The 23,350-nt window shown below is 48.5% G+C and carries 22 protein-coding genes; 8 read left to right on the top strand and 14 right to left on the bottom strand.

Annotated elements, in window-relative coordinates; genetic code table 11:
* Window positions 1–178: 178 nt before the first annotated feature.
* From AAIG11_RS09810 to AAIG11_RS09825, 4 genes are all read right to left on the bottom strand, one after another.
* On the bottom strand, window positions 179–907 hold the full coding sequence (locus AAIG11_RS09810) for a GntR family transcriptional regulator (protein WP_343186073.1): 729 nt from the start codon (window positions 905–907) through the stop codon (window positions 179–181).
* 144 nt (window positions 908–1,051) lie between these two features.
* On the bottom strand, window positions 1,052–1,564 hold the full coding sequence (gene flgN / locus AAIG11_RS09815) for a flagellar export chaperone FlgN (RefSeq protein WP_343186074.1): 513 nt from the start codon (window positions 1,562–1,564) through the stop codon (window positions 1,052–1,054).
* Between the two features lie 19 nt (window positions 1,565–1,583).
* Window positions 1,584–3,206: a flagellar filament capping protein FliD gene (fliD, locus tag AAIG11_RS09820; RefSeq protein WP_343186075.1), complete on the bottom strand. Its 1,623-nt coding sequence runs from the start codon at window positions 3,204–3,206 to the stop codon at window positions 1,584–1,586.
* Window positions 3,207–3,300: 94 nt separating this feature from the next.
* Entirely contained in the window at window positions 3,301–3,705 is a 405-nt protein-coding gene (locus AAIG11_RS09825; protein WP_343186076.1) for a flagellar protein FlaG, read from the bottom strand.
* 184 nt (window positions 3,706–3,889) lie between these two features.
* Here AAIG11_RS09825 and AAIG11_RS09830 point away from each other — a divergent pair, with 184 nt between their 5' ends.
* The 8 genes from AAIG11_RS09830 to AAIG11_RS09865 all read left to right on the top strand — a co-directional run bounded on the left by AAIG11_RS09830 (window position 3,890) and on the right by AAIG11_RS09865 (window position 13,633).
* On the top strand, window positions 3,890–4,735 hold the full coding sequence (locus tag AAIG11_RS09830; RefSeq protein ID WP_343186077.1) for an aminotransferase class IV: 846 nt from the start codon (window positions 3,890–3,892) through the stop codon (window positions 4,733–4,735).
* An 81-nt stretch (window positions 4,736–4,816) separates the two neighbouring features.
* The gene (ychF, locus tag AAIG11_RS09835) at window positions 4,817–5,905 is read left to right on the top strand and encodes a redox-regulated ATPase YchF (RefSeq protein WP_343186078.1); all 1,089 of its coding nucleotides are present in this window, start codon (window positions 4,817–4,819) and stop codon (window positions 5,903–5,905) included.
* A 464-nt stretch (window positions 5,906–6,369) separates the two neighbouring features.
* Window positions 6,370–7,953, top strand: coding sequence for a glutathione ABC transporter substrate-binding protein (locus tag AAIG11_RS09840; RefSeq protein WP_343186079.1), 1,584 nt, complete (start codon window positions 6,370–6,372; stop codon window positions 7,951–7,953).
* A 212-nt stretch (window positions 7,954–8,165) separates the two neighbouring features.
* Window positions 8,166–9,095, top strand: coding sequence for a nickel ABC transporter permease (gene nikB / locus AAIG11_RS09845; RefSeq protein WP_343186080.1), 930 nt, complete (start codon window positions 8,166–8,168; stop codon window positions 9,093–9,095).
* Window positions 9,096–9,125: 30 nt separating this feature from the next.
* Entirely contained in the window at window positions 9,126–10,151 is a 1,026-nt protein-coding gene (locus tag AAIG11_RS09850; protein WP_343186081.1) for an ABC transporter permease, read from the top strand.
* Window positions 10,152–10,166: 15 nt separating this feature from the next.
* Entirely contained in the window at window positions 10,167–11,171 is a 1,005-nt protein-coding gene (locus tag AAIG11_RS09855; protein ID WP_343186082.1) for an ABC transporter ATP-binding protein, read from the top strand.
* The gene (locus AAIG11_RS09860) at window positions 11,164–12,135 is read left to right on the top strand and encodes an ABC transporter ATP-binding protein (RefSeq protein WP_343186083.1); all 972 of its coding nucleotides are present in this window, start codon (window positions 11,164–11,166) and stop codon (window positions 12,133–12,135) included. Before AAIG11_RS09855 ends, AAIG11_RS09860 begins: the two co-directional genes overlap by 8 nt.
* A 244-nt stretch (window positions 12,136–12,379) precedes the next feature.
* Window positions 12,380–13,633 carry an ATP-binding protein gene (locus AAIG11_RS09865; protein ID WP_343186084.1) on the top strand — a complete coding sequence of 418 codons (1,254 nt, stop codon included), beginning with the start codon at window positions 12,380–12,382 and terminating at the stop codon, window positions 13,631–13,633.
* Window positions 13,634–13,748: 115 nt separating this feature from the next.
* Here AAIG11_RS09865 and mtnK read toward each other — a convergent pair whose 3' ends face one another.
* The 10 genes from mtnK to AAIG11_RS09915 form a co-directional block, all read right to left on the bottom strand.
* Window positions 13,749–14,924 (bottom strand): S-methyl-5-thioribose kinase, encoded by a 1,176-nt coding sequence (gene mtnK / locus AAIG11_RS09870; RefSeq protein ID WP_343186085.1) that lies wholly within the window; start codon window positions 14,922–14,924, stop codon window positions 13,749–13,751.
* Between the two features lie 76 nt (window positions 14,925–15,000).
* Window positions 15,001–16,242, bottom strand: a complete 1,242-nt coding sequence (locus AAIG11_RS09875; RefSeq protein ID WP_343186086.1) for a glycosyltransferase family protein — start codon at window positions 16,240–16,242, stop codon at window positions 15,001–15,003.
* Between the two features lie 117 nt (window positions 16,243–16,359).
* Entirely contained in the window at window positions 16,360–16,563 is a 204-nt protein-coding gene (locus AAIG11_RS09880; protein WP_343186087.1) for a YjfB family protein, read from the bottom strand.
* A gap of 23 nt (window positions 16,564–16,586) precedes the next feature.
* Window positions 16,587–17,333, bottom strand: coding sequence for an HI0074 family nucleotidyltransferase substrate-binding subunit (locus tag AAIG11_RS09885; protein ID WP_343186088.1), 747 nt, complete (start codon window positions 17,331–17,333; stop codon window positions 16,587–16,589).
* A 63-nt stretch (window positions 17,334–17,396) separates the two neighbouring features.
* Window positions 17,397–18,320 carry a GNAT family N-acetyltransferase gene (locus AAIG11_RS09890; protein WP_283410400.1) on the bottom strand — a complete coding sequence of 308 codons (924 nt, stop codon included), beginning with the start codon at window positions 18,318–18,320 and terminating at the stop codon, window positions 17,397–17,399.
* 99 nt (window positions 18,321–18,419) lie between these two features.
* On the bottom strand, window positions 18,420–19,082 hold the full coding sequence (fliS, locus tag AAIG11_RS09895; protein WP_343186214.1) for a flagellar export chaperone FliS: 663 nt from the start codon (window positions 19,080–19,082) through the stop codon (window positions 18,420–18,422).
* Window positions 19,083–19,345: 263 nt separating this feature from the next.
* Window positions 19,346–20,569 carry a UDP-4-amino-4,6-dideoxy-N-acetyl-beta-L-altrosamine transaminase gene (gene pseC / locus AAIG11_RS09900; RefSeq protein WP_343186089.1) on the bottom strand — a complete coding sequence of 408 codons (1,224 nt, stop codon included), beginning with the start codon at window positions 20,567–20,569 and terminating at the stop codon, window positions 19,346–19,348.
* A gap of 136 nt (window positions 20,570–20,705) precedes the next feature.
* Window positions 20,706–21,653, bottom strand: a complete 948-nt coding sequence (locus tag AAIG11_RS09905; protein ID WP_343186090.1) for a dTDP-glucose 4,6-dehydratase — start codon at window positions 21,651–21,653, stop codon at window positions 20,706–20,708.
* Between the two features lie 62 nt (window positions 21,654–21,715).
* Window positions 21,716–22,882, bottom strand: coding sequence for a nucleotide sugar dehydrogenase (locus AAIG11_RS09910; protein WP_343186091.1), 1,167 nt, complete (start codon window positions 22,880–22,882; stop codon window positions 21,716–21,718).
* 264 nt (window positions 22,883–23,146) lie between these two features.
* The gene (locus AAIG11_RS09915) at window positions 23,147–23,347 is read right to left on the bottom strand and encodes a hypothetical protein (RefSeq protein ID WP_343186092.1); all 201 of its coding nucleotides are present in this window, start codon (window positions 23,345–23,347) and stop codon (window positions 23,147–23,149) included.
* Between the last annotated feature and the right edge of the window lie 3 nt (window positions 23,348–23,350).

Genomic DNA, 23,350 nt, shown 5'->3' on the forward strand with positions numbered 1-23,350 from the left:
GTTGGTATTAGTGGGACTTGGATACTTCTATTATACCACTTACAGGGGGTTCTCTATATGTTTTTCACGAATGTTTATTAGCGATTTTCAAGGTTTTTTTGCTTTCCCTTGGGTGGGAAAGTTGAGTAAAGTATTGTTGATCATTGATCTGTTATTGTCACTTTTCTCTTGCCAAACTTCACATATCTTGGCGTTCACGACGTACACGAAACGAAAAAATATCATTCCGCAGATAATCATAGGCATAAAATACTGGGACGTTACGTTCATCATAATGAATCTGCTTAAGAAGAATCACCGGCGTCGGATTTTTAAGTTGTAGCAGGCTCAGATGGGGATCTTCTCCTTCAGGTACCCTGATCTCGGTATCAGCCCGTACAATGAAAATGCCCAACTCTTCTTCAAGCATCGTAAACAGCGAACCCTCTAAGTGTTGACGCTTCTTCACTAAACAGCCTGCTTCGCTTTCGGCGTCCATGATGGTAACGGTAACCGCCACGGGTTCGCTATCGGCAGTTCTGACTCTTTCGATTACCACGACTTCGGCACCTTCAGACAGATTCAGTGCTTTCGCACATTCCGTGTCACTTTTGATCAGCCGTATGGTCTCTTTCATTTCACCTTCCCGAAGCCCTGCCCAACGAATCATAGATGTGAGACTTTGTAGTTTCTCCAAACTGCTGGGAATACTCTCCAGTGGTTTGATGATAAACGTGCCCACGCCATGCTTCACCAGGAGTTTTCCTTCCTGTTCCAGCAGTTTAACTGCCGCGCGAAAAGTCTCCCGGCTGACGTTGAACCGGCTGGCCATTTCATACTCTGAAGGCAGCCGCACTCCCACTTCCAGCTGTTTATCTTCAATCATGCGGTTGAGTTCGTCGCGAATTCGCAAATAACTTGGTTTCATAGTTTCCCCCCGAGCTTAATGCACTGCGCTTTTCAACCATTATAACAGATGAGCCCCGCTAAAAAGAAGAGGATAGCCATTAAAAACTGCTGTCCCTTTTTAAGAAACAGCAGTTTCGATGGTACTATGGGTAACAGTTTGCTTTCATTTTCTTCTTGAGGGTTTTTCTTTTTGATCCATAAAAAGGGAAGGCTGGGGCTGTTTGGTGTTGGCATACCCATGAATGGCTTTCTTTCCCTGCTGCACCTGGGTAATCTCTTTTTTTAAAGAGGCCATTTGCTTTTTCATGGTTTCACGGTTTTCGTCATCCACCTGCTGAATCGCCTTCAACAACTGCTGCACCTGGCCAACGGCACCCTGCAGCCCTTGCACCTGTTCCCGGGAAATTTCTCCCGCCGGAATCTCTTCCATGGAACTGATACCCAAATGCTCTTTCAAGCTTTGAAAAGCGGTGAGAAACAGGGCATCCACCTTGTCTGCCTGTTCCATGAGCCGTCCCCTTTCTGTCAAAAGAAGGGTGAAGGCTTCCAGGTCAAGATCTTCTGATGTGTTCAGAATTTCCTTTTGTTCCATGGTAAAACGCAGGAGATCTTTTAGGATCCCCTGCTTTTCATTTAGATACTGCGTCAGATTGTTCACCGTTTCATTGATGTCCATAACTTCCTCCTGAAAAAACCTATCCAAACATAGCTCCCATCTGAGCTCCCAGCCAGTTGCCCTGGCTATTCATTTCACTCATGGCTTTTTCCATGGCGGTGAACCGTTTCCAGTAGGCTTCCTCTTTACGGAACAAAACCTGCTCTTCCCGGGCAATACGGGTGTTAAGAGTACTGAGCTCTCTGTCTATCAAGCTGCGGGAACTGTTTTTAGTGACAAAGTCAATGAGCATATTCCCCTGAACTGACCGGTACAGGCTGGCATTTTCGCCGGTGCCTCCCCGTCTTACCAAATCTTTCATCCCGATGACTACCTCGTCATTGATTCGCTGGTACAGACCGCTGTTTTGTGAACGTTCCTTAGAATCGGTAGCGTCAGAGGTTTTAAAGATCAGATTCATCACACCGTCTGCATCAGCAGCAATGGCTTCCCTCAGTTTATCTTCATCTATTACCAAACGTCCTCCATCACGAAAATTGCCGGTGGTGATGCCAATTTGAGTGATTTGGTTGAAGGTGCCTGTGGTATTTTCAACCTTTTCATATAACAGGCTTCGCATGTTTTGAACCATACGTGTCAATGTTTCATCATTGCGCAACAGCCCACTTTTCGACTTTTCTTCCCATTTTTCAATGTCTTTTTCAGTCATGGAAAGCTTTTGCTCATCGGTGAGTGGTGCGTAGCTCTGATGATAAGCTTCGCCGGTTTTCCCGCCGATTAAATCCAGCATCTCATTGTACTGATCTACGAAACCCTTGATTTTGTCCACAATGCCATCCACATTGGTGCTGACATTGATGTTGATGGTGGCATACTCATCAGTAGTGCCCTCCACTAGAGTGGTTTCCTTTAAATTGAGATTAATGCCGTAAATGCTGATGTTATTGGTGTTTCGTTTCACATCCAGGCCATTAAACGTAATTTCAGCATCTTTTCCATTTTTCAGGCGGTTACCTTCTGCAAAGATGTCCGCACCTATGCCGCCGCCCCCAATATTAATCTTTTGACTGGCGCCTGTTGACCGGGTACTGAGCATCAAGCTGCCCACCTCACGGTCATAGGAAGCGCTGAGCCCCAGGGATTTGCCATCGGCATCTGTAGCACGGTTAATCTGGTTCACCAAAGCGAAGACACTTTCCCCCGCTCTTACTGTAAAATTTTTATCGTTAATTACCAGGTTATGGGTTTCTTCGCCACTCAGGTTAAAGGTGTAGCCGTCGGCCTTCAGCAGATCCTCACCGCCCACCTGAACATCTTTCAAGTTCAGGGAGTTGGTGCGCGCCACTTCCGCCAGCTGCTTCACCTGTACCTGGTGGGTTCCCTGCATGGCGTTGGCATTAGCCGTCGCCGTCACCGCTGTTGTATTGGATGACCGGGCACTCTTCACCCAGTTGAACTGCTCCACATTCGTTGCCCGAAACTGTCCTGTGTAGCTAACCTGTGTCAGGCCAAAGCTTTTTCGGGAGTCCAACAGGAAGTTGGCCAGATTTTTGGTCATGTCATGCAGACCTTCCTGACGCCACTGGGTGCGCTGCTCCTGCTGGAGATAGCGATCCACTTTCATGCGCTCCACCCGCATCATCTGATCAATCATTCCCTGCACATCAATACCGGACGCCAGTCCGCCTAATCGCATTGTCATTCTCAAACACTCCTTTCAGCCGGCAATTGCTGCCTTTTCTGTCATGTGCCCCGGATGCTATATCCATTTATCACTTGACCTGCCGTCGCATCGTTTATGCTTTTTCATCCACAATGATCCCGGCTACCTCCAACATATTGGCAACCACGTCCAACAACTTCTCCGGCGGAATCTCCCGAATCACTTGGTCACTGCTGCTGTCAATCACCTTTACCATCACTTTGTTCAGCCGATCATGTACCGAATATTCAAACCGACGGCTGAAGCTCTTAAAGCTTCTATTGGCCTTTTCGATGGCATTTTCCAGTTCTTTCAGATCAGTGAGACGCCCTTGCTCCTCCTGTTGCTTTTCCTTCATGGCAGCTGGTTGCACCGTTTCTGCCTGTCTGGGAAAATGCCCGGTTTCCATACCTGTCACTTCGACTTGCTGGCTTCCCTGCCGCAGAGCTGTTCTTTCAGCAGGCTGCATGCGCTCTACTGCTGCTCCATCAATTTTCATTCAGGCTCCCTCCTATACGTCATTCTCTAATGTAGTTATCGGTATTATTACCCAATGCTTTACCCTTTGCGCCTGTTTTCCACAGGTTTTTTCTTCAGGGCAACTTACTGCTTTTTCATTTTCCTCCGGTATGATACAATAAGTCCGGAATACGGCATGCTTCAAGCCACAGGAGGAATCATACATGAGTCACCGGGAAATTGAAAAATCTTATTTTCTGTTGAATGACCACTTACATGCTGTTGAAGAATTTGATCCTCATCAGGCCACCCGCTATCCTTCCGTATATGAAGTGATTCGAGTCATCGACGGTGTTCCTCTTTTCTGGGAGGCCCATTTGGATCGCATGCAACAGTCGCTGGCACTGGCCGGTGCCTCTTTTCAACTGAATCAGGAAAACCTCCGCCGCCAAATGGATCTGCTGATCCGAAAAAACCAGGTGTTAAACCATAATTTGAAGGTGGTGGTGAATCACTGGGACAACACATTGAGTCCTGATACCTATCTATTCTTCATCACTACCCGATACCCCAGCGACAAAGACCTGCATCAGGGAGTTTCCGTGATCCTGCACCCGGCAGAGCGAAAAAACCCCAATGCCAAAATCATTTCCACCAGCTTTCGGGCACCCATTCTGAAGGCCATGGAATCCACAGGCGCCTATGAAGCCCTGCTGGTGAATCAAGCTGATGAGGTCACCGAAGGCAGCCGCTCCAATTTTTTTGTCATCAAGCAAAATGTGTTTTATACACCGCCGGCAGCTCAGGTGCTTCAGGGAATTACCCGCCAGGTGGTGATGCAACTGGTGCACCGCCTGGGATACCAGATTCAGGAAACCACCATAACCCGCACCTTCTTACTGGAAAGTGAATCCCTTTTTCTTACCGGCACCTCTCCAGGTGTGCTGCCCATCCAAAAAGTGAATGGTCATTCTTTTTCTGTCACGCTGGAACCCCTTCAGAATCTGCAGGGACTTTATCACCATTTTGTACAAACCTATGTGGATATTCATCGTTCTTCCGCAGACTGAGTGTGAGGAAGATCAACAAAGACAACTGCCAAAGAGAACTTATTAATAGAACAAAGCATTGAAAAACAGGGAGGAACAATCATGAAAATGGGAATTGTGGGCTTGCCCACCACCGGAAAAACAACACTCTTTAACTTGTTGACAGGTCAAAATATTGAAACCAGCGGGTTTTCCACAGGAAAGGTGGAAGCCCATACTGGCATGGCCAGAATCCCCGATGAACGGATTGATTTTTTGGCCAGTCAATACCATCCTAAAAAAACCACTTATGCCACCGTTGAACTGGTGGATGTGCCCGGCCTGGTGAAAGGCGCCAGCACCGGCAAAGGTGTGGGTAACCAGTTTTTGGATGCTGTTCGAAAAGCCGACGCCCTCATCCATCTGGTGCGGGTCTTTGACAACCCCCAGGTGATGCACCCTGAAGGCAGCATCGACCCCCTGCGGGATGTGGAAACCATTGCCATGGAACTCTTGTTTTCCGATCTGGGTGTCATCGAAAACCGCATTGGCCGTATTGACGCCGGCAAGAAAATCACCAAAGAGCATCAGGCAGAAAAAGCCGTGCTGGAAAAATGCCAGGAAGCCCTTGAAAATGGCCAGCTTCTTCATGAAATGGAACTGGATGAAGAAGAACAGGAACTGCTGCGAAATTTCGGTTTTCTTTCAGAAAAGCCCATGATGCTGGTGGCCAACATTGATGAGTCTCAATTAACCAGCGGCGACTTTCCCATGAAAGCAGCCCTGGAAGAATACTGTGCTGACCACCGCTTGCCGCTGATTGTTCTCAGCGCCCAGGCAGAACAGGAGATCAGCCAGCTGGAGGCCGATGAACGGGATATGTTCATGGAAGAACTGCATATTCAGGAGCCGGGCATTCACCAGGTGGCGCGCACCGCCTATGATCTGCTGGGCCTCATTTCTTTTCTTACTGCCGGTGAAGATGAAGTGCGTGCCTGGCCCATAAGACGTGAGACAGTTGCCCGCCGCGCTGCCGGAAAAATTCATACCGATATCGAAAAGGGTTTTATCCGTGCTGAAGTCACTGCCTTTGCCGACTACCATGAGCACCCCAGCATGGTCAAACTGAAGGAACTGGGAAAAGTGCGCCTGGAAGGGAAGGAATATGTGGTGCAGGACGGAGATATCATGAATTTCCGGTTTAATGTGTAGTTTTTTCATTGATGTCGGTTACCAGATGTGCTGAACAGGAGGACAGTTGCCTCAGTTGTCATTCCACTGCGGACAAGTGTCCTCCAAAAAGAGGATTGCCGATTATCGAATCTTACGTTATAATGATACCGAACAGTCTGTCATTTTTACGATTCGTGGAAGCTTGCCACAAAATTGGTAACAGGCTTGATTTTTTTCAGAAAGGTTTTCACAGTTTCAATCACCCGGATAAAAACAGACCGCATGCTGAACACCGGCATCGCATAAGTATTCTATTTTCTGAATACTTATAGGTTTGTTCTTTTTTTACCCTAAATTCTGTTTGGTTTTTGTTTAGGGTGGTCTCTGGTTAAAGTTTGTATTTGGGGGTATTGTTTTCTCATAAACTCATCCACCTGATTTAAGCACGCTGAGGCAGCTGCTTCAACGTGTTTGAATAAAAAAGAAGAGAAGGGAGATTTATCATGAACCAAAAGAAAAAGTACATTTTGCTAAGCCTTATGTTGGTACTGGCCCTGATGGTCACTGCATGCGGCGGCAGCGAACCCGCTCCGGCACCTGCAGAACCCAGCGAGCCCGGCGCAGAGACGCCAGTTGTGGAAGCACCACAGACCGACGAGACCCTCATTGTTGCACAGGGGGCTGACCCAGTTTCTCTTGATCCCCACGCCACCAACGACCAACCTTCATCCCGGGTGATGGCACAAATTTATGAGCGCCTCATCGTCCAAAATGAAGAAATGGAACTGGAACCCGGCCTGGCCGAATCATGGGAAGTGATTGATGAAAGAACTTACGAATTCAAACTGAAGCAGGGCGTTCTTTTCCACAATGGTGAAGAATTCAAAGCCAGTGACGTGGAGTTCACACTGCTGCGGGCTCTTGAATCTTCCCATATCGGGCACATCGTGGGTCAAATTGACCCCGAAGGCATTGAAATTGTTGACGATTACACCATTCGCATTTCTACCAAAGAGCCTTTTGGTCCCATTCTGGCCCATCTGGCCCACACCGCTTCCAGCATTCTGAATGAGAAAGCTGTTACCGAAGGCGGCGAAGACTACGGTCAAAACCCCGTGGGAACCGGCCCTTTCAAATATGACAGCTGGACCACCGGTGACCGTGTTGAGCTGGTGCGTTACGATGAGTACCACGGCACACCTGCCAAAGTGGCTCGTGTCATCGTCAGAAATGTGCCTGAAAATGCCAACCGCGCCATTGAAGTGGAAACCGGCGGTGCTCATATCGCTTATGAAATCGCTCCCAATGATGTGAGCCGCATTGAAGGCAACTCCGATCTGAAAATGATCCGCACCCCCAACTTCTCCACCACCTATGTTGGCTTTAATGCCGCCAAAGCACCCTTTGATGATGTGCGTGTACGCCAGGCCATCAACTACGCGGTGAACATGGATGCCATTGTTAACGCCGTTTACATGGGCACTGGTGCCCCCTCCAGAGGTCCTTTGGGTCCCAACGTGTGGGCTTCCAACCAAAATCTGGAACCCTATGGATATGATCTTGAAAAAGCCAAAGAACTGATGGCAGAAGCCGGCTATGCCGATGGCTTCTCCACCACCATTTGGACCAATGAAAACCAGCAACGTATCGACATTGCCGAAATCCTTCAGAACCAGCTGCGTGAAATCGGCATCAGTGCCGACGCCCAAGTGCTGGAGTGGGGTGCTTACCTGGACGGCACCGCTGCCGGTGAACATCAAATGTTCATTCTGGGCTGGGTAACCGTTACAGGCGACCCTGACTATGGTCTGTATGCCCTGTTCCACAGCAGCCAGCATGGCGAAGCCGGCAACCGTACGTTCTACACCAACCCCCGGGTTGACGAATTGCTGGATATCGGTAAGGTGTCCACCGATACCGATGAGCGTGAAGCTGCTTACTTGGAAGCTCAGGAAATCATTCGAAACGACGCTCCCTGGATCTTCACCTGGACCGGTGAAGAACTGACAGCCACCGCGGGTAATGTGGTTGGATTCCGCAATCACCCTGCCGGCCATCACAAACTGTTCAATGTCTCCTTCGAATAGGAAACAAGCAGCACCGGTTACCACATCTACCATTTGAATCGGCCATTCATGCTGATCAATGACACCATGGCGCTTCACACAATCAAGGCGATCACACAATCATGTAGGGCATTTGCCCTACATGATTGTTTATGGGTGGTATTATTTCATCATTCGCACTATTTATCTTTATGCCTGACCTGCGGGGCAGGTAAAGAACTAGGAGGCTGGCGATGTATAAGTATATTCTCAGAAGACTGCTTTTACTGATTCCGGTGATCCTGGGTGTAACCTTCATCATCTTCACCATGATGTATTTTACACCGGGCGACCCTGCACGAATCATTCTGGGAGAACAGGCATCAGAAACAGATGTACAGCGCCTGCGCGCTGAAATGGGCCTGGATGATCCCTTTTTTATTCAGTTTGGCCGCTATATTAAAGACGTGGCGGTAAATCAGGATCTTGGACGGTCTTACCGAAGCAACCGGTCTGTCACCGGCGAACTGGTGGCCCGTTTCCCCACCACCCTGAAACTGGCTGGTTTGGGGGTGTTGGTGGCGGTGGCCATGGGGATTCCCATAGGCATCATATCAGCCACTAAACAATATTCGTTTTTTGATAACTTTTCCATGGTACTGGCGTTGGTAGGGGTTTCCATGCCAAACTTCTGGCAGGGGATGATGCTCATACTGGTCTTCTCCGTTTACCTGGGCTGGTTCCCATCATCAGGCTTCTCAACCTGGAAACACATGATACTCCCCGCCCTCACCATCGGCACTTCCACAGCAGCGGTGATTACCCGTATGACCCGCTCCAGCATGCTTGAAGTGGTTCGCCAGGATTACATACGAACCGCCCGTGCAAAGGGTCAGGTGGAGTCCAAGGTGATCAATCGTCATGCCCTTAAAAACGCGTTGATTCCCATTTTGACTGTTGTAGGCCTGCAGTTTGGATATCTGCTGGGCGGCGCGGTGTTAACAGAAACCATTTTTTCCATTCCCGGTCTGGGAAACCTGATGGTTCAGTCCATCAGAACCAGAGATTTTCCCATGGTGCAGGGAGGCGTTCTGTTTATCGCCGTCACCTTCAGTTTTGTTAATTTGATAGTCGACATCCTGTATGCTTATGTGGATCCCCGGATCCGATCCCAGTACAAGTAACCTGGATGCCGAAGAGGAGGCCTTACGACGATGCAAGATAAACATGAAGAAAAGCTTGTCCTTGATCAAGAACTGCGAGATGATCCTGTTAAAGAGGATCAGCATCGGCACCCGGAGCATCAGATTCATCATGATAGCCAAACCATTGATGCCCCCATTGAATCCACTGTCAACGCAACTGTCAGTTCAGCCATGAAACCCGCCAACCAGAAAAAACGGAGCCAGTGGCTTGAAGTCTGGCGCCGGTTAAAGCAAAATAAGGCTGCCATGGTGGGCCTGTTTATTATAACCATTCTCATCCTCAGTGCTATTTTCGCCCCCTGGATCGCTCCCTATCACTATGATGACCAGGACCTGCTGCGCACCTTCCAGAGCCCCAGCCGGGAGCATCTGCTGGGAACCGACAACTTTGGCCGTGACATCCTGTCCCGCATCATTTATGGTTCCAGAATTTCTCTCATGGTCGGCTTTATTGCCGTGAGTATTTCCCTCATCGTAGGTGGATTTTTGGGGGCCGTGGCCGGCTACTACGGAGGCCGTTTGGATAACATCATTATGCGGGGAATCGACATCCTCATGGCCATTCCTTCCATACTACTGGCCATCTCCATTGTGGCCTCTTTGGGGCCAGGCCTTCGCAACGTGATGATTGCCGTGGGAATCGCCACCATACCCACTTATGCCCGAATTGTACGGGCCTCGGTGATCACCATCAAAGACCAGGAGTTTATTGAAGCTGCCCGGGCTGTCGGTGCCAATGACATGCGTATCATATCAAAGCACATCATGCCCAATTCCCTGGCCCCCCTGATTGTTCAGGGAACCCTGGGTGTGGCCAATGCCATTCTGTCTGCTGCCGGCCTCAGTTTCATCGGCCTGGGCTTTCAACCACCCACACCTGAATGGGGTGCCATGCTCTCCCAGGGGCGCCAGTACATTCGAGATTACTGGCATATGACCACCTTCCCCGGTCTGGCCATTATGACCACCATTTTTGGTTTAAACCTGCTGGGCGATGGATTAAGGGATGCCCTTGATCCAAGGCTCAAGAATTAAGAGGGGCTGATTTGATTGAGTGAAGCAACCAAACTGCTGGAAATAAAAAATTTAACCATTCACTATATCACCCATGAGGGCACCACCAAGGCTGTGAACAACTTGAGCCTGGAGATCAAAGAGGGTGAAACCCTGGGATTGGTGGGCGAAACCGGTGCCGGCAAAACCACCACTGCTTTGGGAATTATGCAGTTGGTGCCTGACCCGCCGGGCAAGGTTCTCAGCGGCGAAATTCTGTACCGGGGAGAAGACCTGCTGAAAAAGCGCCTTTCAGAAATCCGCAAAATCAGGGGTAATAAGATTTCCATGATTTTCCAGGACCCCATGACTTCACTGAACCCGGTGATGACCGTTGGTGACCAGATTGCTGAAGTGATCCAGCTGCACCAAAAAGTGAGTGCTGCCGAAGCCACCAAACGTTCCCTCAACATGCTCACCACCGTTGGTATTCCACCGGAGCGCTCCACCGAGTACCCTCATCAGTTTTCGGGGGGCATGAAGCAGCGAGTCATCATCGCCATCGCATTGGCCTGTAACCCGGAGCTGCTCATTTCCGACGAACCCACCACTGCGCTGGATGTCACCATTCAGGCCCAGGTGCTTGAACTGATGAATAAGCTGAAACGAGAGTTTCGTACTTCCATGATTATGATCACTCATGACCTGGGAATTGTGGCTGAAATCTGCGATAACGTGGCCATTATGTATGCGGGGAATGTGGTGGAAAATACCACCAAAGAAAAACTCTTCACCGACCCTAAACACCCCTACACCCTGGGACTCTTTGGCTCTATTCCCAATATTGAAGAAGACGACGCCCGGCTGAAACCCATTAGAGGGTTAATGCCTGACCCCACCGACCTGCCGCCTGGCTGTCCCTTCCACCCCCGGTGTCCCAAAGCCATGCCCGTATGCTCTCAGAGGGAGCCTGCCCGCACAGAAATTGCACCCGATCACGCGGTGAGCTGTTTTCTTTACGAATCGATTACCCCCGAAGAGGCAGGTGAACTGAATGGCTGAAAAACTGCTGGAAGCCAAACACCTTAAAAAATACTTTCACACCAAAAAAGGCCTGCTTCATGCAGTGGATGATGTGAACCTCTATATTAACAAGGGTGAAACCCTTGGTCTGGTGGGTGAGTCAGGGTGTGGCAAGTCTACCACCGGCCGTGTGCTGTTGCGTCTGCTGGAGGCAACCGCCGGAGAAATCTGGTTTGAAGGCGAGAATATTCTCACCTACAACAAAGATCAAATGCGGAAAATGCGCCAGGAAATGCAGATTGTCTTTCAGGATCCTTTTGCTTCACTGAACCCTCGGATGAGCATCTCTGAAATCATTTCTGAGCCCCTGGTGGTCAACAATGTCTACCGGGCTAAAAAAGACATGCAGAAACGAGTGGAGGAACTGATGGATACCGTGGGACTGGCCCGCCGCCTTATCAACACTTACCCCCACGAACTGGATGGCGGCCGTCGCCAGCGGATCGGCATCGCCCGGGCCCTGGCCCTGAATCCAAAGTTCATCGTACAGGATGAGCCCGTCTCGGCGCTGGACGTTTCCATTCAGGCACAGATTCTGAACCTGATGATGGACCTGCAGGCAGAGTTTGGGTTAACATACCTCTTCATTTCCCATGATTTGAGCGTGGTGAAGCACGTGAGTAACCGAATCGCCGTCATGTACCTGGGTAAAATTGTGGAACTGTCAGAGTACAACAGTATCTTCAAAGATCCCCTTCACCCCTATACCCAGGCATTGTTATCGGCCATTCCTGTTCCTTCACTACACTCCAGCAAGGAAAAAATCATTCTGGAAGGGGATATTCCCAGCCCCATTAACCCACCGGATGGCTGCCGCTTTTATGGCCGTTGCCAACACAGACAGGAAATCTGCAAGTCCACTACCCCTGAGCTGCGGGAGATAGAACCAGAGCGGTTTGTGGCCTGTCATTTCGCAAGAGAGCTGAAGCCTGCCAGTGTATAGAGGCAAGGCAGGGAATAGTGAACAGCAAAAAGTGATTAAAAGCTTAAAATCATTGCAAGTACTAAATTGACAACTATTTTGAGAATGCTATTACCTATATGATCAAGAAACAGCCTGCGACGTGAGCGAACTCATGCCGCAGGCTGTTTTTTACCCTAAAATCTCGTATGATCCACTTTTGTATGTTGCTATATACGATTTAATGTCGTAAAATGGAACCAAGCCAACAAAAGGAGGTATCCTGATGGATTGGATTAAGCGAACCATCACAGCACACCTGTTAAACACCATGAAAGCATTTCCCGCTGTCTTAGTAACTGGTCCCCGCCAAGTTGGTAAATCTTCTTTGTTGCAAAAAGTTGCTGCTGAATACACTTACGTCACTTTCGATAATCCGCTTCTATTGCAGCAGGCAAAGGAGGATCCAGAACTTTTCCTCATGAACCATCATGAACCGGTCATTTTTGATGAAATCCAGTATGTCCCTGAGCTATTTCCTTATCTTAAAATGCGTATCGACCGTATGCGCTTCGATGCATTGGACAGCCAGCATCCCCCCCAATGTTTATTCCTGTTGTCTGGATCCCAGGCGTATCATTTAATGGAAAATGTCAGTGAATCCCTGGCTGGCAGACTGGCTATTCTTCCGCTGCAGGGCATCTCCTTTCGCGAACGCACACAGGTGACCTGTTCACTTCCCTTCGTACCCACTGAAGCCTATCTGACTGTCAGAAAAACAGAAAATGTGGATTCATCAGATATCTGGACCATCATTCATGGCGGCAGCATGCCACTTCTGGTCTCGTCAGCAGTTGATTGGGAAACCTTTTACGCAAGCTACGTGGCAACCTATATCGAGCGTGATGTTCACCAAATCGTCAAAGTGACTGATAAAGGTGATTTTACCCGCTTCATGATAGCAGTCGCTGCCCGAAGTGGCGAACTCGTCAATTACGACAACATCGCGAAAGATGCAGGCGTATCTGCCACAACGGCAAAAAGATGGATCCAGGTGCTGGAAACATCGGGACTTGTCATGATGTTGTACCCTTACCATAATAACCATTTAAAGCGGATGATCAAAACGCCAAAGCTGTATTTTATGGACACGGGTCTGATGGCCTGGTTGACCAGGTGGGTTTCTCCAGAGACCATTCAACACGGCGCCAAGGCTGGCCAGTTCTTTGAAACCTGGGTCGTGACCGAGATCTACAAGTCTTTCCTGAACGCCGGAAAAACAGGGTCCCACCTATATTATTATCGGGATGCCGACCAAAGAGAAATTGATCTTGTTCTGGAAACTGGCCGCGTCATCCATCCCATAGAAATCAAAATGACAGCAAAACCCCATAAAAAAATGGGGCAGGCATTCCATCTCTTGGCACCCATTGCCCAGGCCGGCGATTTGGAAGTCGGTGATGGTGCCGTGATCAACCAATACCCCCAGGTCATCCTTCTGGATCAACATCTGCGGGGAATCCCAGCAGGTTATGTATAAAATAAGGCCGAGAGACTCCCTTTTGAAGGTTCTCTCGGCCCACTATATCTGAAAAGGATTCTTAAAAACAACTTATCCGTACTAAATGCCAGTCTATTTCAGTTATCGTTTATTATCAGATTCCCTGGCAACACGTCTGCTGGGCCAGTTCCCGAATTCTGCCAGGTCCGTCCCCCGGTACACGAAGCAGCTCAGCTGCCATGGAGATCAGTTCACAATCAATTTCCCGGCGCTGGGCAACATCTTCTATCTTCTCCAAATCGCTGACAGTGGTCATTCCCGCCACTCGGCGCACCATTTCTGCTGCGGCATAGCCAGCTGCATCCTCCCACACCTGATGCAGAAATTTTTCAAGCCATGGGGCCGGCCATTCCCGAGCATCCAGTTTTCGCCAGGAATGACGCATTTCCCTGATAAAGGCTTCCCACAGATCGTCCACCATTTTCAAATGGGTTTCCGGTTTTCCCTGCGCCATCCAGTTAATGAGCAGGCTGCCCATGAGGAGCCCCACATCAAATCCCATGGGACCATAGGTGGCAAACTCCAAATCAATGACCTTGGCTGATGTCTGGTCAGCCAGAATGCTGCCTATATGAAGATCACCGTGAATCAGCGCCTGGGCACTGTTGCGGAACCGATATCGCAGGGTTGCCATGCGCTCCAGCACCTGAGAGTCTTGCCGCAGGGTCTGCACTTCTTTTCGCTGATCAACTTCTTCCCGATTTCCCCATCCTCCTTCTTTAAAGGGATTGATGAGAATCAGGTCTTCTGTCAGTCTTGCCAGGTATGGGTTGGCAAACTTCGCTCTTTTTTTTCGTTTTTCCACAGTGGGTTGCCCAAAGTCAGAGGTTTTGCTTAAGACCTGCCCCAGATAACGCCCCATTTGCTTGCCCAGCAGAGGGAAATGTTCTCCGGCATTCAGTGCTTTCCGCACTTCCTGACGGGGTCGCAGGTCTTGGATAATCATCACATAGGCCTGAGGATCATGACGGTATAATTCCGGCACCCGCTCCGGGCAGCACACATGGTGAAGCTGCATGGCAGCCGCTTCAATATTGAGGCGCTCCGGTGTCAGGGGCCATCCCTTGCCGATGCGGCGCACGTAAGGCAGGGCCTGCTTCACCACCACTGATCGGCCTGGGTCTTCCTCTGACCAGACGCGAAACACCAGGTTAATGGTCTGGTCTCCCAGAGCCTCCGCTCTGAGTTGATGGTTAGGGCTGAAAATCCCCTTGCCATTGGGGTCTTTATGCATGTAGGTTACCACTGATTCAAGGGTTAATGGTTCCAACTGTCTCCTCCTCCCGTCATAAAGCATTGCGTTGTGATATATACCCCTCTTTTAGCTGGTTATGCTTGATTTCGGTTCAATCTTCTGATAATGGAGTTTGAAATTGACTGTAGGCATTGAAAATAGTGTTCATTTCCACTGCTCGATGTTTCCATGTATGTTTTTGAACAACAGCATCATAAGCTTGTTGAGTGATTTCAGTGCGCTTGGTTTCGTTTTTTAAGTAGTTGTCAACTTTATCCACCAGCTCGCCCGGCTGATTTACATCGTAGTAAACCAGGTGTTTATCTTCTTCCAGATCTCCATTACAAAAATGATTGCGGTTGCTCAACACCAGCGTGTGTCTCAGCATAGCACTGAGCACCCGTTCATGTGACCCATTGGCGCACACATTCATGTCGTGAATCACCATTTTGCTTTTGGCCATTTCCATCAACAACTGGTGGTAAGGTACGGGACCGTGATCAAAGAGACACGGGTGACCTTCCAGCTCCTTCACCTGACAGTTGCCGAACAAGTGAACCTGAAACCCTGACTCCAAAAGTGTTTTTAATGCCTGATATCTGAATTGCTGTCTTAGACTCTTGTCCATAGCTGCCATTGTTTGAGCTATGAATCGGGATACTGGTTCACTATTTTTGATGATTTCAGTGGATATCTTTTTCTGGCTCAGTACTTCCTCCAGGTAATCATCCAATGGCTTATGATAGTGTCCCCTGGCTTTTTCATATACTTCGGTCATAATACTTTGAAATAGTGGTTCTCCAATTGATGCCAGCGTTTCGTCAAATTCTGTCGGCTTGCCAATAGTACCCGCAAAAATGATGTCTCGTTCCTTATGCATCACAGGCCCGCCGCCAAATGCTCCCGCTTGGTTCCTTGACATGGATGCTCCATGCATCAGCTGAGCAATGGGAATGTTCCTGTTTATGAACTTTTCGAAGGAGTTCAGAAAGCTGGTTTCATAAAAGCACATGAAAACCTGCTGAGGATCCACATCATAAATACGGGTGATATGGTGGAAAGGGTGATCTACAAAAATGATTCCCATAGGGATGCCACATTCTCTCAGGCATGTCATCACCTGGTTCGTTCCATTGATGTCCCTCACCATAAATCCATTGAAATGAAAAGCCACATCAACACCCTGATGAATCACGGAAACAGTATGCTTGAAAATCGACTCCTTGCTTTGATTCGTCTCGATAAAGTCAACTTTCCATCCCAGTTCAACAAGCCCCTGGCCCAGTTCTTCAGCAAAGTGATTCACCACATCATACTGAAAGAGTCCCGTTGCCTTGAAAATGATGGCTCTCATACCCGTCTCCTTCCTATCGCTGTCCACAGCCTCAATGAAATAAAAAAGCCGCCTCCCCAGCAAAGAAAGCGGCGATCTCATTCTCTTAATCCATTTCCATTCCTGAGCAGATTCACCTTAAAGATACATATCCAGTGCAGCACCCAAATGGGGCATCACTGACTGCTCCATGTTGGAAACGGAGGCATCTGCCCGAATCATTTCTTTCAACATTTCCTGCTGCATTTCTGCCGACTCCATGGCCATTTTCAGCACTTTCACATTGGCCGACTGCTGCACCTGCACCTGGCTTAAACCTGTTGAAGCTGCTGCCACATTCATAAGGTTTCCTCCTTTCAGACAGACTACTCCTGTTTTTCAATGGTATCTATCCGTCTTGTCATCGTTGTTTCAAAATCGATTAAAATATCAAGATACTTCTCTTTTATATGGTCCCTTATCGTCCAGGCTGTTTCTTCGTCGTATGTGAGTGATGTCATATTGCGATCCTGCAACATTTGCAGCCATCCGTCCCCCTCTGCAATCAGGCCTTCCTTATAGGCTTCCCTAATGGCACTTCTGGGGTTGGTTGCTTCATTGTTTCCCATATACTGGAGATACACTTTCATCAGCTTCCATGCCAGCTCATAGGTAAATTCGAAACGCTGGATGGTGGCATCCAATACTAAATCATCTGCATGGGGATCTCTTGCCAGACTGTCTTTTAATTTTCCCAAGGTCTTTTGAAAATCCTTGCATTTGAAGAAAAGCTTGTTGGCAGTCAGTAGAATCTCCCCTTCTTTAGTTGTGCAGAAAAGCAACTTTCCCTGAGTATCAATTTCATTTCGCAAGGCATCATTGGTTATCTGTTGATAGTCAATTAAATCCGCCGTATGAATGATTTCAGCCTTCTCCAAATCTTCCTTAACCGCATGCAACGCCTTCCCCTGATCTTTGGTTATAACTGCCAAATCAATATCTGAAGCATTCTGATAGTCGCCTCTGGCACGGGAGCCATATAAAACGACTTTTTCCAGTATGGCGGAACGCTTTTCAAAAATACGTGTCAATGCTGCCATTTCTTTTTTGGTTAAACCATATAGGCTCTCCATGGGAGCTCCCCCATTCATGGTTTGATACATTGTCTTTTATCCATTCTTTCGGAGAAGCGCGCTTCACAGTTGCTTTTCCAGCACCAGCTGTGTTTCAGTGACTGAAAAGCCCTGCTTTTGGTATAATCTCAAGGCATTTTCATTGGAGCCGGCTACCAGTAATGAGGCGCTTTCAACGCCAAGCTGCCCAACCTGTACCAGCAGTTCTTCCAACAGAGCAGTTCCCAGCCCACTGCCCCGAAATGCCTTTGCCACAACGATATCATAGAGGTACGCCTTTGACAAGGGTTCTTTCACCTGTACGGTGGCCATAGCCACCGGCTCTCCGTCAACCAGCAGCACCCAGGGGGTGACAGTGGCATCCTGCCACATCATTTGGAAGCTTTCAGCTTCAGGCTCATAAGCAAAGCCATCTCTAAAAAGGCGCCTGTAGGTTTCTGCTTCACTATGTGTAAAGGGGCGCAGCCTTGGTGTTTCTGGAGGTTTCCCGGTATTCAGAAGAACTCCCAATGAACTTCCGCCTCCCTGTGAGGCGCTTTGGTCCTGGCGAACTTTTGGTAGTTCCTTTTCCATTTCCCATGCATATTGCGCGACTTCAAAGGATCGCCGCTGGAGAAAGTCCAAAGAGTCTTGAAGACTTTCCTTCACCACTGCCTGAAGGGTTCGGCGTCTGTAATGAACGGCATCCGATATCAGTCTTTTGTAAAGCAGGCTTCCCTGGCCCTGATGCCGCCACCTGGGCCTCACCACCATATTGATGGTGCTTTTCCTGTCTGCTGCTGGTTCTTCATCAAAAAGAGTTCCCAGTCCTGTCAGCTCTTCGCCGCTGAAGACGGTCAGCACCCGGTGGGGTGCCTGTTGCAGCACATAATCGAACCATTCTCTTGAAAGGGAATAGGTCAACTCATCGTGTGAGTTGACCTCTTTGACTAACTGTTGAATTGAAGGGTAGTCTGGCGACTGTAGGTGTCGCAGCTTCCATTCCATTGCATCACGCTCCTGCGGCCACTCTCTTCAGCGAATTGTCATCAGGGGTTCCCTGTATCCCCCTGGGCTTTCGCTGAAACCTTTAGGGGCTGTTTCCACTCACTGCTCCATCTTTGCTTTCTTCATGGCATCCTGCCAGGTAGTCCGCATATCGGTGAGCAGTTCAATCGCTTCTTGGGTTTTTGAAGCTGATTTTTCCACATTGGCTTCCCGCATCAGCCGGTAGATGAAATCATACATGGCGTGAAATTGCTCTGAGATGCCATAGTTTCTATCAAGTCCTCCCATAAGCTCTGCCACAATGGTCTGGGCTCGCAGACTGGCTTCATGGGCCTTTGAATTATCCGCCACTTCCAGATGGATCACTGTCTGTTTCAGAAAGCGCAACGCACCGTCATAAAGCATGAGCACCAGTTCTTCCGGTGTGGCCGTGTTGATCTTGGATTCCAGGTAGGGGTTGGATGCCTTTACATTGTTTTTGGAAGGCTGTGATGCTTTTTTCTTTTCACCTTCCAAATCCAATGTTTTTTTCATTTGGTACAAATTGGGGTTGGGCACCTTCTCCCGGGGAGGCACAAAACCTTCCCGCACCTTAGGCGGCACCGAAACCGGAGTTGCATTCTGGGCCACCTGGTCCACTTGAACTTCTTCCTGTGCACTGCTGATTGCAGGATCCACTTCTTCTTTCTTCGGTTGAGCTGTTGGTTGTACTACAGGCTTATTTTTTGCAAATTTTTGATAGGCTGCATAGGGATTTTTCATTGCCACTGGAACACCTCATTATCTTAATGGAACCTGGTTGACTTAAACGACATGATCGACGTTAACAATTGCCTTTCATGAAGAGTATCGTCACTCCAATGCTTCTACTTTAGGTCATTTTCCCTGTTTTTAATGGTGCCTCCATTGAACCTGTTGAACCTGATGCTTTATTCTTTTTGCTTCACTACTTCTTTGTTCCCTTATTCATTTGCTTCTTCATTTCTTTCTTTCATATTTCTTTGTTTTCTTGCCTTTCATTGCTTTCACTTGCCTTCGTAGGCCAGCACCTTTTTCACCGCTGTCACCACATCACTGGCATCTTCATCTGACATGGCGGGGTAGAGAGGCAGCGTGATGCAGGATTCATAATAGGCTTCTGCCTGGGGGCAAATCCCCTTCTGATAGCCCAGTTGCTGGTAATAAGGATGCCAGTACACCGGCAGGTAATGCACGTTCACACCAATATTTTCTGCCCGAAGGGCATCAAAGAACCATCGGCGCCGGTCCATGGTGTTTTTTCCTCTCAGCCGAATGACGTATAAATGCCAGGCAGAGATCGCTTCTGGAGAAAGGTGAGGAAGCTGAAGAGCTTCCAATGGCAAAAACGCCTGCTGATAAAAGGCCGCCAGCTGCTGCCGTCGTTCCAGAAACAAGTGGATTTTTTTCAGTTGGCTGATTCCCAGAGCACTTTGCAGGTCGGTGAGGCGGTAATTGTAGCCTAAAAGCCTTTGGGCCTGGTACCAAGGGCCATGAGCCTCTTCCAAACCTTCACCTGTGCCACTTTGCTCTGCCGCCTTGGTGATCCCATGACTGCGGAACAGCCTTAATTTTTCAGCCAGCTGCGCATCACTGGTAACCACCGCGCCGCCTTCTCCGGTGGTAATCAGTTTCACCGGATGAAAGCTGCAGGTGGTCATATGGGCCAGGCATCCTACGGGGGTTCCCTTCCATGACCCGCCCAAAGAATGGGCGGCGTCTTCAATGACTATCAGGCCATGCTTTTCGGCAATGGCCATCATGGCCTCCATATTGGCTGGCTGACCAGTGAAATCCACCGGAATAATGGCTTTGGTGCGGGGGGTGATGGCTTTTTCAATGGCTGTCGGGTCAATGTTCCAGGTGAGGGGATCAATGTCGGCAAACACCGGGGTGCCTCCCTGATACAGCACGGCATTGGCAGAGGCCGCAAAGGTGATGGGGGTGGTAATCACTTCATCTCCCGGGCCGATTCCCGCTGCATGACAGGCCGCATGGAGGGCGGCTGTGCCGTTGGATACGCTGACGGCATAAGCTGCTCCAGTTTTTTCTGCCAGCGCTTTTTCAAAAGCCTCCACCGAGGGGCCTGTGGTCAGGTAGTCACTTTGCAATGCTGCGTGCACCACTGCCTCGTCTTCGGGGGTAATCCACTGCTTGCCATATGGCAGTAACTGGCTGCGCACCGGTTGACCACCGTGAATGGCCAGCGGGCTTTCAATTGATGATTTCATAAAGGATTCCTCCTGATACATGCTGTGTATCATACCATATTCACTGCACTGCTTCTTTTCTGATGTAGCTGTTCTTCATGCTCCCTGTTTTGCAGATAATGGGTGGGATCTTGTTGCCGTTACACGCTACCTCACGCTACACCAGGGAAGGGTTTTGTCGAATCCATTCCCTAGTACGGGAGATCCCTTCTTCAAGTGTCACCTGGGGGTGCCATCTCAGCAGGCGGCTGGCTTTTTCATGATTGCACAGCAGCTTTGCAATTTCACTCTGGGGATGGATATGGGGAACATGTTGTATCCTGTCTGCCTGTGGTTCAATCATGGCTGCCAGGTCATTGATGGTGATATCCCGACCAAGACCGGCATTGAGAATTTCTCCGTATACCTGATCCGACATGCCGGCATTCACCACAAAATCGGCGCAGTCTTCTACAAAAAGCAAATCCCGTGTCTGGGTACCGTCACCATAAATGTGCAGCGCTTCACCCGCCAGGTGGCGTTTAATGAAAATAGCCACCACACCGCCTTCGCCTCCGGTTTTTTGGAAGGGGCCGTAGGTGTTAAAGGGACGCACCACCACTGTGGGCAGTCCATAGGCATGCCAATAGGAGAGCACCATGTTTTCTCCGGCAATCTTACTGCCGGCGTAGGGAGAAACGGGTTTGATGGGATCTGTTTCGCTGATGCCCTCCGGGCGGGAGGCTTGATCATACACCATGCAGGTGCTCATGAAAACCAGGGGTGTTTTCCATTTTCGACAGCATTCCAGCACATTGAAGGTGCCCACCACATCGTTGTCGAAGGTGGTTTGGGGATCGTCGATGCTGTCTTGCACGTTAATGCTGGCCCCCAGGTGATAGCATCGGTGGAAGCTATTTTCAAAAAGACTTTCCAGTAATGAACGGTCTTTGATGTCCCCTTCAGTCACTGATATCAACAGAGGATGACCCTGAAACTCCGCCAGGTTTTCTTTTCGTCCGTTGGAAAAATCATCCAGCACCCATACCCTGTGCTGTTCCTCCAACAGTTTTTTCACCACCCATCGTCCGATAAACCCGGCTCCGCCGGTGACAAGTATATTCAATGTGGTCAGCTCCTTTAGGCATCGCATAAACTATGAATGATCACTTTTGCTATCTTATTCATTTAATCTCTTTGAAAAAGGTCACGGGTATACACTTTATCGGCAACATCTTTTAAATTATCATCCATTCTGTTTGCAACAATAATGTGACTCATTTTTTTGAATGCTACCAAGTCTTTAACAACCTTGGATCTGTAAAATTCTTCACCTTTCAGCGATGGTTCATACACCAATACCTCAATTCCTTTTGCTTTGATCCTCTTCATGACTCCTTGGATAGCTGACTGCCGAAAGTTGTCAGATTCTGTCTTCATCGTCAATCGATAAATACCCACGACTTTAGGTTTCCTTCTGGTAATCATATCTGCAATATGATCTTTTCGAGTACGATTGGCATCCACGATGGCTGACATAATATTTTGAGGCACATCTGCATAGTTTGCCAATAACTGTTTCGTGTCTTTCGGCAGGCAATAACCTCCATAGCCAAAAGATGGATTGTTGTAATGATTTCCAATACGCGGATCAAGACTAATTCCTTCGATGATTTGTCTGCTGTCAAGACTTCTTACTTCTGCATAGGAATCAAGTTCATTAAAAAAAGCAACCCGTAAAGCCAGGTATGTATTGGCAAAAAGCTTGATGGCCTCAGCCTCAGTTGGATCAGTATAAAGAATGGGAGCTTCTTTATATATAGCGCCTTCCCGCAGTAGTTCAGCAAACACTTTAGCCCGTTCAGAATGCTCTCCCACAACAATTCTCGAAGGATATAGATTGTCTCTCAGGGCACAGCCTTCTCTAAGAAATTCCGGAGAAAAAAGAATGTTATCTGTGTTGAACTTTTCATTGACTGCTCTTGTATAACCCACTGGTACTGTCGACTTAATAACGATCACAGCCATGGGGTTAATCGATAGTACATTGGCAATCACAGCCTCCACTGATCTGGTATCGAAATAGTTTTCATCTGGATCATAATTCGTCGGCGTCGCAATAACCACATATTCTGCTTCTTGGTATGCTGTCAAAAAATCTGTGGTTGCTTTTAAGTTCAATGATTTTTCCTTTAGAAACATTTCTAAATCGGTATCAATAACGGGGGACTTGAGTTGATTAATTAAGTCTACTTTTGTTTGCAGTATGTCGATAATGGTAACTTCGTGGTATTGTGCCAATAGCACTGCATTTGCCAATCCCACATAGCCTGCTCCCACAACAGTTATTTTCATTGGACACCTCCTCGTACTCACCATATTGTCAGCAATTCTGCTCCCTTAAATCATAATACTCACAATAACATTTGACAAGCTGTCGAAATCTTTCATCAGTACTTGCTAATCATCGATTTCATCAAGGTCTGTGATGCAACACCCTTCTTTAATCAGTCTGTTTGCCAGGTTAAATCAAATAAACCCTGCTAATCCGGTAATAAATATAAGCATTCTTTCATTCCCACTTCATTAATGTGCTTTACGATCTGTCAACGCAACTTCTTATGTTTTGAGAGAAATGAGCGCCCCGTCAATTCCCGGTTCGCCTGCCTCATTGCCATCATAGCAAACTACCAACAAGTGATTGTCCACCACCAGATCTGAATATCCTCCGTCGTAAGGACTGCCTGAATAAAAAGCCAGCAGACTGGGCAGCAATTGTGCTTCCGGTTGGTAGAGAGAAATCCCCGTTTGCCCTGTCATTTT

The organism is Anoxynatronum sibiricum, assembly GCF_039414295.1.
Lineage (GTDB): Bacteria > Bacillota > Clostridia > Peptostreptococcales > Tindalliaceae > Anoxynatronum > Anoxynatronum sibiricum.